This is a genomic window from Methanobacterium congolense (genome assembly GCF_900095295.1).
GTDB classification, from domain to species: Archaea; Methanobacteriota; Methanobacteria; order Methanobacteriales; family Methanobacteriaceae; genus Methanobacterium_C; species Methanobacterium_C congolense.
Genome location: NZ_LT607756.1, coordinates 1,641,659 through 1,656,089 on the forward strand (window position 1 = coordinate 1,641,659; position 14,431 = coordinate 1,656,089).

A 14,431-nucleotide genomic window follows, 5' to 3' on the forward strand; every position below is an offset into this window, starting at 1 on the left:
GTGTTCAGTTTGATGAAAATCCAACTTGTGGAGTAAAATGAAAAGATTAATCATGTTCCATCTATAAAAAAGACATTAAAAGGTGGTATCAAATTGTTCAAACTGTTTGGAAGATCCAAGGAAAAATCTGATAGGGACGTGCTGGAAGTAGAACTCCAGAAACCTGTTGACTGTCTCTGTGACTTCACGTACAATTTTCACTGGCAGCATAAAGGGGAAAAGCTTGATCCAAGCTGGAAAATACCTGATAACCAGTATACATTTGGCGATCTTGTTGAACACCTGAAAAATGGTGGTGATATTTGTATCAGGGGTGATGCTGGCCACAGACTCTGTTCAAGTATGGGAACCGACCTTAAGTACTTCGGTGGAACCGGTGAAAGCATAGCTGTTGGTGATGTCTACGTTGATGGATCCGTTGACACCAGAATGGGCATAAGCATGGTTGGAGGATGTATATATGTTAAGGGAAAGATTAAAGAACCCCTGGGCAATCTGGTTGAGGTTAAATCCGATAAAAAAGGCTACAGAAAATTCAGGTCCATTACAGATATTTTAAAAAATGGTCCTGGACGTGAAAAACTCATTGGATGTCAATTAACAGGAAAAAAATTAATAATTGATGATGGAACTGTTAAAGACACCGTTGGAGCCCGGCTGGATGTGGATGCAGAGGTTTTTATGAGTGGTAATGTTGACCTCAGTACTGGAATACTCATGAAGAATGGCAGGGTTCGGATCAATGGAAACGCAGGGAAAAATACGGGAGCACTCCTTAACGGTGGAACAGTTGTTATAAACGGTGATACTGATGATTTCACAGCTATAGATATGAAAAGTGGAGTTGTAATTGTGAATGGAAATGCAGGAAAATTTTTAGCTGCAAACAAAAGATCAGGGTTTGTACTGGCTAAAAAGGGAACCCCAATACCTCCTGTGTCCCAGAAACCACTGAAAAAATCAGACAGGATGATGCTGCTTGAGCAGGGTTTCAACCCTGAAAAATTCATTAAGTTTGAGTGATAGGAATTTGATTTCCCGGCCAAACTGAACTGAAAAATCTATTTAACACATGTTTCTAGTTACAGGGGCATTAATTAATTGAACATACTAATTGAACATTTTTATATTGTATGGAAAATAGATTTAGATTAAAAAAAATTTTTACATTAAAAACTTTATGTTTAGCCAATTGACTTAACTATTGATTAAAGTGTATGGCAGGATATTAACATGACTGGAATAGTGGAATTTGTAAGCAACTTCGCGATTTATCTTATAAACAGTTTGGGTTACTGGGGCGTTTTTATTGGAATGACCCTTGAAAGCGCATGCATACCCCTCCCAAGCGAGATCATCATGCCCTTCAGCGGATTCGTTGTCTGGCAGGGCACAACCAACATGACACTATGGGGCATAACCCTCATCGGGGCCCTGGGAAACCTAGTCGGATCCCTCATAGCTTACTTCGTAGGACTGAAAGGAGGAAGACCACTGCTTGAAAAATATGGTAAATACATCCTTATAACCCACAGCAAACTTGAACTCGCAGACCAGTGGTTCGATCGCTATGGATACGAAGCTGTACTCATAAGCAGGGTGCTTCCCATTGTCAGAACATTCATATCACTCCCAGCAGGAATCTCACACATGGACCTCAAGAAGTTTGTGATCTACACCTTCGCAGGTTCACTGCCTTGGTGCTTTGTTCTGGGTTACATAGGCGTTCAGTTAGGTCCAAGATGGGAAATAATAAAGGGATACTTCCATATATTAGATGTAATAGTTGTAGTTGGAATAATTGCCTTTTTAGGGTACATAATCTACAAATACAAAGATAAAGTTAGTTTGAATTAAACTTTAAATGGGTTAATTAAAACACCAAGTTAAACAAAAAAAAACTTATATGATTCAGTTTAGTCTGAATTTTATTCTTACTTTTTATTTTAGTGATTGTTCCTGATCCAATTTATAAGCTTAAAAAATATTGATTGACCTAATTAAAATTTAAACCCATGGAATCATGAAAGTACGACGGATCAAAATACAGATGGATCAAATGGGGACAGATTAAATAAACAGATTAAAAGAGGGAGATCGTATGAAGGGCATGAGTACTTGGAAATTAAAATTAAGACTTTGGGCAGCCAGTGTGCTGTTATTTGGACTTCTTTATGTTATATTGATGCTTATAAGCTACTACTTTGGATTTGGTGGACCTTTAATATACACGTTACTTGCACTCTTTATAGTGTTCATCCAGTACATGCTCGGCCCCAAGATGGTTGAGATGACCATGAATGTTCACTACGTATCTGAGGCTGAAGCTCCCCATCTACATGCAATGGTTGAGGATCTCGCAATGAAGGCAAACATACCCAAGCCAAAGGTCGGAATTTCGGAGATAAACCTTCCAAATGCATTTGCATTCGGCAGAACCAAAAGAGATGGTAGGGTGTGTGTAACCCGTGGCATAATGAACCTTCTAGATGAAGAGGAACTTGAAGCCGTACTCGGACATGAGATGTCCCATATAAAACACAGCGACATGATAGTTATGACCCTAATAAGTGTTGTTCCACTTATATGTTACTACATCTTTTTAAGCACATTGTTTTCAAGGGGAGATAAAGATAATGGAACTTTAATCATTGGAATTGCAGCTCTTGGAGGTTACATTGCAGGACAAATTCTTGTTCTGTTTGTTTCACGTGTAAGAGAGTACTACGCAGATCAGGGTAGTGTTGAACTGGGATGTAAACCCCACAAACTTGCAAGTGCCCTTTACAAGCTCGTTTACGGGTCTGCTAAGTTTAACAAGGATGATCTGAAGGAAGTGGAAGGGGTGAAGGCATTCTTTGTCAACGATGTGTCTGATGCAAGAAACGAGATAAACGATCTCAGGCAGTTAGATCTCAACATGGATGGTGTTATAAGTGAAGCAGAACTTTCTGAGTTAAAGTACACCCCTGCAAAGATAAGCACCGCAAACAAAATGATGGAAGTACTCTCCACCCACCCAAACATGGTGAAAAGGGTTAAAATGCTTGCTGAATTGAGTTAAAGAATTAAAAAATAGTTTTAAATAGTGGATTTAGGAATTTATACTTTAAATTCCTTTATCTGGATTTATATAATTTTTAGTTTCATTTTAAAAGAGTTAAGGGAAATTTTAGTAATCGTTTCTGGGATAATCGTTCATGACAATTGTTCATTTTAATAAGGTTTTATTTCAAGTGAATTCTTAAGTAAACCCCAACTTCATTTAGTTACAATCTCTTGAACACGTCCCACTTGCCCATCTTTAAGTCTTACCTTTATTCCATGGGGATGAAATGAAGAATTGGTTAGGATATCCTTAACAATTCCACGAGTCCTTTTTCCACTACGCTGATCCTTTTTCAGCACTATGTCAACTTCAAGCCCAGGTTTTATATCTTTTCTATTTTGTCCATTCATATTATCACCGTATATTACCCTTCAAATTAGATATTAAATTCAATACTAACGTAATTTTTAAAATAAAGTTCTAAACTAAAAATTTTTTATATCATGCGGTAACACTACAGAAATTTTTAAAAATTTATATGTAAAAAAATCACTGTTTTCAAGACCATAAAATTTTTTTGTAAAATAATCGTTGCTGGAATTGAAAAGTAAGATAAATTAAAGAGTTAAATCAAAGTTCTATACTAAATTCCATCTTAAAAGGTTTCTAAAAGGTTTCCATGTTAAAAAAAGGTATGTGAAGATTAATAGTCCTTCACAACTCCTATAATATTTTCCCGTGGAAGCCATGTGCTTAAAGGTGTTTTTTCAATGGTAACCACTTGGTAGTATCCATTCTCGTAGATGGTTTCTGTTCCAACAACCTCAGTTTTGTTGTTATCACTCTTGAGGTAAACCATGGACCCATTGATTACTGCCAGCCTCTTCACTATTAATCCATAGTCAGGATGCTTTGCAACCACGATATCTCCAACCTTGTAATTATCTGTTTTCAGAAGGATTAAGTTCTGTCCATCCTGCAGGGTTGGGAGCATTGATGTTCCATTCACTGTTGCAGGCATTGGCAGTTGGTCCTTTCCAAACTGAGACTGTATCGTAACAGTTGCAGTGTAGTTGTATTCCTTTGCAATTGCCTGCATATCTGCTTTGACACTTGAAACTGTGCTGTCTTCATCCTGAACATCAGCCAGGGCTTTTTCATTCATCTCAGTTATCATTGCACTTGGAACTGGTAAAACTGATGATGCTTTAACATTGACACTCGTTCCATTTGTTTGGACTGTTATTCCAACGTTATGTAAGTTTTCTACCACGTAAACTGCTGAAGCAACCACAGCAATGAGTACAATCAATCCTGCGATCAGCCATTTATTGTTTGATTTCAAATTATCACCGCCAGTTTCCTATTTCATTTAAAATATGTTTTGTATTTTCGATATCCATTTGTCCTGGTGCTGATTCCTTATCAAGGGATGCAAAGGTGATTGGTGAACCAAAAAGTGGTGCAACAACCCTTGTGTATTTTCCAATGTCTCCCATGGAAATTCCTATTGTGTTTTCAACTTGTGAAAGAACTTCCAGCACAACCAGAGTGTCATTTATGCTCGTGGGCATTACAGCAAACTTTGCAATGTCTCCAATTTCAAGTTCCCTTCTTACAACACTTAAAAGTTCGCTGCATGGAGGGGTTCCTTTAAAATCATGATATGAAATTATGGTGGATTTTGAAGCTTTAATAACCTTTGATAAGTATTTATCCTCTGTTTGAAGTTCTATATCAACAAATTCAGCATACTCCGCAGATCCGATCAATATTTTGACCCTTTCTTCTTCCGTTCCTTTAAAAAGTCCACCTTCTGCTTTCATCCTATTGGTTGCAATAACCGGATGTTTTATATCCTTGATAATGCCTTTAACATCCACAGAAAGTGGATCTTCCATTGCATCAATTCTAAGTTCCAGTACGTCTGCCCCACTGTTTACAGCATTTTTTACTGCTTTAAATACAGATTTCTCATCTTTTTCAAAAATTGGGACGCATACCATTGGTTTTTGAGTCAAATTTTAGCACATCTCCTGATTAAATTGAAGTTCCATGCTTATATTTATGATCATTGTAAAGCTGTTGAAACCGGGTATAAAATTTTGGCCCTCTTTATATTAATATCTTCATGATAACTTAATAAAGATTTGATGCCAACCATATCCACAAATCCTCTTATTTTTGTCCCAGTTTTAATTGGGACGGTTTCCATGAAAATAAATAGGGATAGTGGATGTTAAGATTTTTTGAGTTAATTTTAGGTTTAATTTAGGTGTGCCATTCATGCATCCTATAAAAATCTATAAAAATAAGTTCGCCCAATATAAGGCTGACGTATGAATTTTGGACACAAAGACCCAAATAATCATTGAATTTATCATGTGCAAAAAAAAGCATGAAATCAACATGGTATTCAAAAGATTGTATAGATTCTAAGATGAATTTGTGCATTTTTAAATTCCTAAGGGTGATAACTTGAAGTTAACTTCAATTGGTGCAGACATATCCGGGAACGATGTTTCCTGCAGTAAAAGACTTATAAATGGCATTGAAAAGGATATTCCTTCTCTTATTGATATGGGTGCAGAAAAAGCGGCTCTTACAAACATCACTGGAGATGATGTTGTTATAAGTGCCTTTGTAGAGGATGAGAATCTCCAGTCAGTCAATGCAGGGATCGTTGACATACTCCGACGTAATGCAGAAAGTCTTGGAGATGTGGATGGGATATCAGAAACTCCTGAAGGAGCAGGGGAAGGTATTTCATATGCTGAAGCAAAAATAAGGCAGGACAGATACCCTGATGGAATAATTCTGGCCTTCGACACCTACGGAGGTGAACCCTTCGTTAAAAAAGTTGCAAAATCTGCAATGGATGCTGCAAAGGGCATGGAAAATGTCACAGATGTTGGTGGTGGCGGAATGGACGGTATCCGCAAGATACCTGGCGTGGGATACGTTTCAGATGAAACAGATGACCCGGTTGTGGTTGCAACCATAGAAGACATAGAAAGTGTTGGAATCGTTGCAGGTGCCATGGTTGGAGCTGCACTTGGAAATAAAAATGTTTACATGGTCAAGAGAGGCACCCCCTCCTACGTTATTCCTGGAAGCGTTATAGTATCAGTTTCAGCCTACATGAACGGGAACGTTATGGACCTTGCAGTACCGCTTTCATCTCGGATGAGGATTTTAGGATAAACGAATTGAATCAAATGATTAAATTTACTTAAATTTAAAGGAGAATTAAGGAAAATATAGTTTAAGGATAACAGAGCGTGATATTAATGATAATTCTTGATAAAAATACAAAATGTGCTGTTCAGGGAGTTACAGGGAAGCAAGGTTCCTTTCACACCGAACAGATGATTAAATACGGTACAAACATTGTTGCAGGGACCAGTCCAGGTAAGGGAGGACAGGAAATTGATGGTGTACCAATTTACAATTCTATAGCTGAGATAAAAGAGGATGTTGATGTGAACGCCTCCATAATATTTGTACCTGCACCCTTTGCAAAGGATGCTGCCTTTGAGGCCATATCCCAGCTGGACCTGGCGGTTATAATCACAGAGCACATTCCAGTCCACGATGCAATGGAGATCGTGGCCTACGCAGAGAAGAACGATACAACACTCATCGGACCAAACACACCGGGAGTAATTAGTCCTGGCGTTGGAAAGCTTGGAATAATGCCCACACACATATTCCGCCCTGGAAACATTGGAATAGTTTCAAGAAGTGGAACCCTTACCTACGAAGTTGCAAGTCAAATAACCAATGCTGGAATGGGACAGAGCACATGCCTTGGTATTGGAGGAGACCCTGTTGTTGGAATGAACTTCTCAAGCGTGCTTCAAAGGTTCGAGGAAGATGAAAACACTGATTTTATGGTGATGATAGGTGAAATTGGAGGCACAGCAGAGGAAAAAGCAGCAACTTTTATAGCTGAAAACATAAAAAAACCTGTTATTGCTTACATTGCAGGGGTAACAGCACCACCTGGAAAGAGAATGGGCCACGCAGGAGCCATAATTGATGGTGAAAGTGGTACTGCAGCAAGTAAAATAAAAGCACTGGAATCTGCAGGTGTGACAGTTGCAAAACGCCCATCTGAGATTGCAGGAATTATCAAGGACATGATTTAAGGACGTATCAACTGAAAGGAATATCATTAAATATTCTTTTCAAAGAGTTGAAACTAGATATCTTGAAAAAATAGGGTAATCTAAAATTCTCTTTTATCATTTAATCATTATTTTTATAACTTTTTTTATAATAAAAAAACAAATAAGATATTATATTTTCAATTTAAAGAGTTTTCAATTTAAAGAGAATATTTTGGGATTTGAAGCCCATTCAAGTGGATGTATCTAATAAAAAAATATTTCAATTGAAAAAAGGATTTTGAGTGAGAAAAATGGTAGAAAAAGATGAGATTATAAAGAAACTCTTAAATGGTGATATGAAACTCCATGAAATTGATAAACACACTGAAAGTGTTATTGAAGCCCTGGATATAAGGAGGGAGTTTGTTGAAAGGTTTGCAAACACCAGTATGGAGCATGTTTCAAAGTACTCTCTAAATATGGAAGAGGCCATGAAAAGAAACATTGAAAACCCAATAGGAACCATTCAAATACCATTAGGCGTTGCAGGACCACTTAAAATCCTTGGTGAACATGCAGAGGGAGAGTTCTACGTGCCACTGGCAACATCTGAAGGTGCACTGATTGCATCCATCAACAGGGGCTGTTCCACTATAAAAGCATCAGGCGGAGCAAATGTAAGGATCGTTGGAGATAAAATGACCCGTGCACCAGTCATAAAAGCAGAATCAGTTACCCATGCAGTTGAAATTAAGAAATGGATAGAATCAAACTTTTCAGAGCTTAAAAAAGCTGCAGAAGTAACAACAAGACATGGAAAGCTCGTTAAAATAGACCCAACAGTTGTGGTGGGCAAATACGTTTATCCACGCTTCGTTTTCACAACAGGCGACAGTATGGGAATGAACATGGTTACAATTGCAACTGAGGCTGCACTGAACCTTTTAACCCATAAAACAGGTGCACATATCATTGCATTAAGCGGTAACTTCTGCGTTGATAAGAAACCATCTGCACTGAACCTCATTGAAGGCCGTGGAAAAACCCTGGTTGCAGAGGTTAAGATTCCAAGGGAGATCGTTGAGAAGAAACTTAAAACAACACCTGAAGCAGTTGTTGAGGTTAACACTGCAAAGAACTTGATAGGTTCCGCTATTGCAGGAAGTATGGGATTTAACGCTCAGTACGCCAACATTATTGGGGCTGTTTTCCTTGCAACAGGTCAGGACGAAGCTCACATCGTAGAGGGAAGCCTTGGAATAACCACCGCCGAAGCAGTTGACGGTGACCTCTACTTCTCAGTCACACTTCCAGATGTTCCAGTTGCAACCATAGGCGGGGGTACAAGGCTTGAAACTGCCAGAGAATGCCTTGAAATAATGGATGCCCATGGCAGTGGAAAGGTTGGTAAGTTTTCAGAGATACTTGCAGGAGCTGTACTGGCTGGTGAGCTGTCGCTTATGGGTGCGCTTGCAGCAGGACATCTTGCACGGGCACATAAGGAACTTGGAAGGGGATGAATGGTGCTGAATCCTTAAATTCCCTTCATTTTAAATAAAAACTTTTTAAATAAAAATTTATAAAGAAATCTGCCAAATCCTTTTAAAAATTGAATAAATCTAAAACTCATATACTAAAGAAATAATTAAAAAATTAATTAAAAGCATTAATATTAGATACTCCAATAACTCTATTTTTACGATTACACGATCAAGAATTAAGATCTATCAGGAGATAAACTAGAAAATGAACATACGCGAATTCATACATGAATACTTCAACATGAGCCGTTACATTGCCCTTGGAACCCTCGACGGAATCCTTGCAGTTATGGGAATAACAATTGCAGCTGCAGGAGTAGCCAGTGCAGGTGGGGTAGCAACACCCAACTATGCCATAGGCCTTACAGGACTCAGCGGTGGAATAGCCCTTGCAATGTCCAATGCCTTCGGTTCCTTCATAGGCGAAAGGGCTGAGGAAACCCGTACCATGCGTGAACTTGAACATAAGATGATGCTGGATGAGGGAAAACTTGAAGACACTGTTATCCACAGCCAGGCAAAGAAAAGGGTTCACATGAGCATGTTCACCCATGGATTCTCAAGCTTCATAGGCTCATTCGTACCTGTTCTACCATTTCTCCTCATTGGAGACAGAACGACCGCCATAATAACCACAGTTACCCTGTGTTTTGTAGCACTCGTGCTTCTGGGAGTTTATCTGGGCAAAGTATCCAGAAGTAGCCTTCTAAGAACGAGTGTGGAAATCATGGCCATAGGTGTTGCCATAAGTGTTGTGAGTTTCCTCATTGGGGGAAGTCACGGATAATAGGTTTATTTAGGTTTTAATGGGTTAAATACCCTAAAATCTATTTAAACAGATTCATATTAAATATTTAGTAGATATGGAATAAGAAAATTTATTTTTAAATATTCTATTTTAAATACTATTTTAAATAATAATTAAAAAAATAATCTAAAAAAGGTAGATATGTTTTAATTTTAAAAAAAAGAAGTAATAAAACTTAATAAAAAGTTAAATCTATTTTAAGGTTTTAAATGGTTTAAAAGCCCAGATCCACGTGGTAAATCCGTTCAACGTTCTCAACGTGTATCCTGTAGGCCTCATCCTCTGTGATGATGCCCTTCTCAAGAAGTTCCCTTGTTCGTCTTGGAACTGTTTTCGGGCCGAGAACTGCTCCAGGCCTTGAAAGGTCATCCATGTAATCTGTTTCCATGATGAAGTTCAGCTTCCCATTTGAAAGCTTTAAATGAAGCTTCTCAACACCTTCTGTCACCACGTCCCTCGTTGCGATTAGGGATGGTGTCAAGCCGTGGTTTTCTTCATCCAGCACCATCGGTCCTGAAAAATGTTTTATGACCTGTGATCTTTTAAGTCCTGCTTCGTCTGCCATCTTGGCAAATTCTTTGAATTCTGCTGGTCCTGAGGTTTCTGTGTGGAGCTGCACTGGACAGTTTGCATCCTTTGCAAGTTCCATTGCATAATTTATGAGTCTGTTGTGAACCTGGAGTTCCTCTGTAGAAACCTCGTAGTGGGGCCTTCCAACCTCACCTATACCCACAGCTCTGCCATCAAGCACAAGCTTCTGAGCTGTTTCAAGGGCACCCCTCATTATTTTTTCACCCTTTTCAAGGCCCAATCCTTCCTTGACGCGTCTTGAGAGTTCAGCTGGATGTGCACCCACAACAGCAAATGCCTTAATATCTGTCTCGGTGTTTATGGTATCCACGTACTTTATTCCGAGTTCCATTGCCTCTTTGAAGGTGCATGATTCTCCAACAGTCCATGTTGGCTTGTTTGGACTGATCATGACACTTCCACCGGCTCTTTTAAATTTGGTTGCCACTGCAACTGGTCCTTCACCATGGATTGGATCCACGTGTATGTGGTTGTCTGTCACTGGAATATCTTCCATAATTTTTCATCCCCTGAATTGGTTAAAAGATTGAGTTGGTTTAAAATATTTTAAGGATCAGAGTTCCTCCCCAAGGCCCAGCTCCTTCATAAGTGCCTTTTCAAAAATATCCACAGGAGCTTCAACTCCAGTCCATATCTTGAAGGCCTCAACTCCCTGGTAAATAAGCATCCTGGTTCCTGGAACCACCTTGGCACCTGCTTTCTTTGCCTCCTTCAAAAGGCCTGTTTCAAAGGGGTTGTAAACTATGTCGTTGACAACCAGATCCTCATGCATCACATCTGCATTTATAATGGGTTCATCATCGATGTTTGGGTACATACCTATTGGTGTTGTGTTTATGAGAATGTCTGCATCCTGAATCTCCCCTATGACCTCCAGATCCAGATCAGAAGCTTTCACACTTGCATCAAGATTGGATACAAGGTCGTTCCTGAGGGATTTTGCCTTTTCAACCGTTCTGTTTGCAATAACAACTTCCCCTGCACCTTCAAGAAGTATCTGGAATGAAACTGCCCTAGCAGCACCTCCAGCTCCTAAGATTACCACTTTCTTATTTTTCACAGGTGTGACTTCTTCAATTGCCCTCACTGCACCCAGACCATCGGTGTTGTAACCCCTTGCACCATTATTGAACTTCACGGTGTTCACAGCACCTATGAGTTCTGCAGCATGGTCAATTTCATCAAGATGTTCCATTACACTGGTTTTATGAGGAATCGTGACGTTAAGTCCCTTTACTCCCATTACAAGTGCCCCTTGAATTGCAGCACCAATTTCACCCTTTTTGACATGAAATGGGACATAAACACTGTCCATTCCCAGTTTTTTAAATGCTGCGTTGTGCATTGGAGGTGAGAGGCTGTGCTCCACCGGGTCTCCCATTATACCGAAAACATTGGTTCTTCCAGTTATCATTTTACCACCTTGTTTTATCAATGATTTCTATGATTCATCAACTTAAACCTTCACAAACATTAATTGGTAGGTACAACTTTTTTAGTAATCCCATGTTATTTTTAAAAGTATGGTGAAAGCTACAAACTGGATAAGACCTCCAATAATATCTCCTGTGAAATTATGGTTGCCATGTATTGTGTTACCCGTCATTAATAAGAATGTAAGCTCAAAGATACTTTTAAGTAAGAAAATTGAAGCAAATAAGATAAGTCCTATTGTAAATCCAATTTTTATCTGCCTGTAACTCCGAATATAGACGTAAAGTAACCCTAATAAAATACCAATATTTGCAATTATAATTGCGATGTATACAATTCCCATAGCTCCCAGTGATTCTATTACCATTTTAACACCTGAATTAATTATTTGTCACGTATTTGTTCCCAAATAGCTTCAAAATCAGCATAATTTTTTTTCCATTTTATCTGAAAGGAAATACATCTTACCATATTTTTCTCCAGTAGACTCAACCACGTTACTATCTTCCAAAATCTTAATATGATGAGTAATGGTCCTATAATTAAGATTTAATTCTTTTGTTAACTGATGTGCATTGTAAGGCCGTTCATTTAATTTTTTAATAATTTTTGCGCGGTTTATTCCACCCCGTGTACCTAATATCAGCCACCAAAGCACTTTTTTCATAATTATCCCTATTTTGCATTATTAAAATGAGTTTAAGGTTTAATTTAACTCTTTAATAATATTTTACTTTTAATTTAGAAGTATGTTACTATTTAACCACACAATATTTTAAAAATTTATTTATGAGAATTGTCCTCCATGTACAATGTAGAAGTAAAAAAAGTTTAGTGGCAGTGGTTTTCATTAAATAGAAAAGCTGCCATTTTGTTAATTGGTTAAGTATTTATTTTTTCTTCTATTATTTTACCATCTTTAACGGTTATACTTCTTTCAGCCAGATTAGCAACATAAGGTTCATGTGTTACCATTACAAGAGTTACATTCTCTTTTTTATGAAGATCCTTAAGGAGATCTAAAATAATATCTCCTGTCTTGGAATCTAAAGACCCTGTTGGTTCATCCGCTAAAACAATGGACGGATGATTCACCAGTGCTCTTGCAATAGCTACCCGTTGTCTCTGTCCTCCAGAAAGTTTAGTTGGCCTTTGATTAACTTTATCTTCAAGTTGTACAGATTTCAAAAGTTCCATGGCTCTTTCCTCTCTTTTTTCACTGGAAAGATGAGTTTCAAGCATTGGAATCTGCACATTTTCAAGCACCGTGAGGTTTGGAATGAGGTTGTGCAGCTGAAAGACAAAGCCTATTTCCTTTGATCTGAATTGGCTTAGATCCCTGGATTTTGTTAAATCTACACCAGCAACGTTTATGGTACCCTCATCTGCTGTATCCAATGCTCCCAACATGTTCAGGAGGGTTGATTTTCCTGAACCTGAAGGTCCAATTATGGAAACAAATTCTCCTTTTTTTATTTCAAGATCGATGCCGTTCAATGCTTTTATTTTGCCTTTATCATAACTTTTTTTGAGTTTGTGTATTTCGATTATATTTTCGTTATTCATAGCGCAACGCCTCCGTTGGTGCTAATCTGCTTGCTCTGTAAGCTGGATAAATTCCTCCAATTACACCAACAAGTAGAGCAACTCCAAAGGCCCTTACAAACAAATCAAGTGTAAATACGGGTTTCAATGCAGTGATACCATAGATCATTAAGCCTCCTTCAACCAGCACGGTACCTACGATGGTACCTACTACGGCAGCTGCTAGGGTAATTACAATAGATTCTCCTAGTATCATTCCAAGTATTCTTTTACTGGTCCATCCTACAGCTTTTAGAACTCCAATTTCACGAGTTCTTTCGTATACTGACATTATCATAGTGTTTATCACTCCCACTCCTCCAATTACTATTGCAAGAAGTGAAATTGCCCATGTTGCCGTATTAATCACACTTAACAGGTTATTCACCATTTTGGCTTGATCTAATGCGGTTGTTGTGGTTAAAGTAGGATAAGTATTTGTGATTGCCTGGCTTACCTGAGTGACATTGGCATTGGCATTAACTTTAACTAAAATGTTGCTGATTTTGTTAGAGTTGGACGTTAAATTTTGAAGTTTACTTAGAGACATGTAGGCTCCACCATCTGTCATGAAGCTTCCAGTTTCATAGATTCCAACAATTTTGAAAGTTTGGTTGTAAAGGGTTACAGTATCTCCAATGGTTTTGTTTTGATTTGCAGCTGCGGTTTTACCTATTATGATCTCGTTTGCACTGCCACTGTAAATAGTTCCATTGATACTGCTTGCATTTATACCTGCAAGAGTTAATTTGCTGCTGTCAATACCAGTCACAGAAAAACCACTTGGACCAAATCCTTGACTTGAGGAACTTGAACTATTTAAGTTGACCCTCTCGGTTAAAACTCCGGTAGCATCTTTAACTCCACTTATCGCCTTAACATTATCTAATTGAGTCAGATTAAGATCAGCAGATGATTGAAAGCTGTTTGAACCATTTGTCATTACAGTAATTTCAGCTTGCCCTGCTTTAAGAGTAGTTTCTGTGGATGATTGAAGAGCACTTGTGACAAGACCCAATGCCACAATAGTTGCAATTCCAATTGCAATGCCCACAATTGCAAGGGAAGCCCTTGTTTTATTTCTAAATGGATTTTTCAGAATTAAACCCAGATAATTCATTATTCAATACCCTCCTGGTTTTAGTGATATCTAATCTGTCTAATCTGTGGTATTGATTAAAAAAAGAGTATTTAAGTAGATATTTCAAAATTACCTGCAAATTTCTTACAAATTATATGCAAATCTTATTCTTCCCGTAGAATTTCATGTTTAATATACAAATCCCAATTGGTGATATGATAAGATCTGACA

At 38.2% G+C, this 14,431-nt stretch carries 15 protein-coding genes and 1 pseudogene; 7 read left to right on the forward strand and 9 right to left on the reverse strand.

Annotated elements, in window-relative coordinates; translation table 11 throughout:
- Positions 1–93: 93 nt before the first annotated feature.
- The 3 genes from MCBB_RS07790 to MCBB_RS07800 all read left to right on the forward strand — a co-directional run bounded on the left by MCBB_RS07790 (position 94) and on the right by MCBB_RS07800 (position 3,064).
- On the forward strand, positions 94–1,023 hold the full coding sequence (locus MCBB_RS07790; protein WP_071907229.1) for a hypothetical protein: 930 nt from the start codon (positions 94–96) through the stop codon (positions 1,021–1,023).
- Positions 1,024–1,233: 210 nt separating this feature from the next.
- A complete protein-coding gene (locus MCBB_RS07795; protein ID WP_071907230.1) occupies positions 1,234–1,857 on the forward strand; it encodes a DedA family protein in 624 nt (207 codons plus the stop codon).
- A 244-nt stretch (positions 1,858–2,101) separates the two neighbouring features.
- Entirely contained in the window at positions 2,102–3,064 is a 963-nt protein-coding gene (locus MCBB_RS07800) for a zinc metalloprotease HtpX (RefSeq protein WP_071907231.1), read from the forward strand.
- Positions 3,065–3,261: 197 nt separating this feature from the next.
- Here the strand turns inward: MCBB_RS07800 and MCBB_RS07805 are convergent, their stop codons facing one another.
- The 3 genes from MCBB_RS07805 to aroD all read right to left on the reverse strand — a co-directional run bounded on the left by MCBB_RS07805 (position 3,262) and on the right by aroD (position 5,055).
- On the reverse strand, positions 3,262–3,459 hold the full coding sequence (locus MCBB_RS07805; RefSeq protein WP_071907232.1) for a YwbE family protein: 198 nt from the start codon (positions 3,457–3,459) through the stop codon (positions 3,262–3,264).
- Positions 3,460–3,752: 293 nt separating this feature from the next.
- Complete coding sequence (locus tag MCBB_RS07810; RefSeq protein WP_231916338.1) at positions 3,753–4,394, reverse strand: S24/S26 family peptidase; 642 nt, start codon at positions 4,392–4,394, stop codon at positions 3,753–3,755.
- 4 nt (positions 4,395–4,398) lie between these two features.
- Positions 4,399–5,055 carry a type I 3-dehydroquinate dehydratase gene (aroD, locus tag MCBB_RS07815; RefSeq protein ID WP_071907233.1) on the reverse strand — a complete coding sequence of 219 codons (657 nt, stop codon included), beginning with the start codon at positions 5,053–5,055 and terminating at the stop codon, positions 4,399–4,401.
- Between the two features lie 472 nt (positions 5,056–5,527).
- On the opposite strand from aroD, the gene MCBB_RS07820 reads away from it, so the two are divergent.
- From MCBB_RS07820 to MCBB_RS07835, 4 genes are all read left to right on the forward strand, one after another.
- On the forward strand, positions 5,528–6,253 hold the full coding sequence (locus tag MCBB_RS07820) for a hypothetical protein (protein ID WP_071907234.1): 726 nt from the start codon (positions 5,528–5,530) through the stop codon (positions 6,251–6,253).
- An 86-nt stretch (positions 6,254–6,339) separates the two neighbouring features.
- Positions 6,340–7,200, forward strand: a complete 861-nt coding sequence (sucD, locus tag MCBB_RS07825) for a succinate--CoA ligase subunit alpha (protein WP_071907235.1) — start codon at positions 6,340–6,342, stop codon at positions 7,198–7,200.
- A 272-nt stretch (positions 7,201–7,472) separates the two neighbouring features.
- Entirely contained in the window at positions 7,473–8,681 is a 1,209-nt protein-coding gene (hmgA, locus tag MCBB_RS07830) for a hydroxymethylglutaryl-CoA reductase (NADPH) (protein WP_071907236.1), read from the forward strand.
- 226 nt (positions 8,682–8,907) lie between these two features.
- Complete coding sequence (locus MCBB_RS07835; RefSeq protein ID WP_071907237.1) at positions 8,908–9,489, forward strand: TIGR00267 family protein; 582 nt, start codon at positions 8,908–8,910, stop codon at positions 9,487–9,489.
- 235 nt (positions 9,490–9,724) lie between these two features.
- Here MCBB_RS07835 and MCBB_RS07840 read toward each other — a convergent pair whose 3' ends face one another.
- The 6 genes and pseudogenes from MCBB_RS07840 to MCBB_RS07865 all read right to left on the reverse strand — a co-directional run bounded on the left by MCBB_RS07840 (position 9,725) and on the right by MCBB_RS07865 (position 14,239).
- The gene (locus MCBB_RS07840; RefSeq protein ID WP_071907238.1) at positions 9,725–10,597 is read right to left on the reverse strand and encodes a TatD family hydrolase; all 873 of its coding nucleotides are present in this window, start codon (positions 10,595–10,597) and stop codon (positions 9,725–9,727) included.
- Positions 10,598–10,654: 57 nt separating this feature from the next.
- Positions 10,655–11,515 (reverse strand): shikimate dehydrogenase, encoded by an 861-nt coding sequence (gene aroE, locus MCBB_RS07845; RefSeq protein ID WP_071907239.1) that lies wholly within the window; start codon positions 11,513–11,515, stop codon positions 10,655–10,657.
- An 81-nt stretch (positions 11,516–11,596) separates the two neighbouring features.
- Positions 11,597–11,902 carry a hypothetical protein gene (locus tag MCBB_RS07850; RefSeq protein WP_071907240.1) on the reverse strand — a complete coding sequence of 102 codons (306 nt, stop codon included), beginning with the start codon at positions 11,900–11,902 and terminating at the stop codon, positions 11,597–11,599.
- 17 nt (positions 11,903–11,919) lie between these two features.
- Positions 11,920–12,202 (reverse strand): annotated as a pseudogene (locus MCBB_RS07855) (ArsR/SmtB family transcription factor).
- A 215-nt stretch (positions 12,203–12,417) separates the two neighbouring features.
- Positions 12,418–13,101, reverse strand: coding sequence for an ABC transporter ATP-binding protein (locus MCBB_RS07860; RefSeq protein ID WP_071907241.1), 684 nt, complete (start codon positions 13,099–13,101; stop codon positions 12,418–12,420).
- On the reverse strand, positions 13,094–14,239 hold the full coding sequence (locus tag MCBB_RS07865; RefSeq protein WP_071907242.1) for an ABC transporter permease: 1,146 nt from the start codon (positions 14,237–14,239) through the stop codon (positions 13,094–13,096). The genes MCBB_RS07860 and MCBB_RS07865 overlap by 8 nt, the downstream gene beginning before the upstream one ends.
- Between the last annotated feature and the right edge of the window lie 192 nt (positions 14,240–14,431).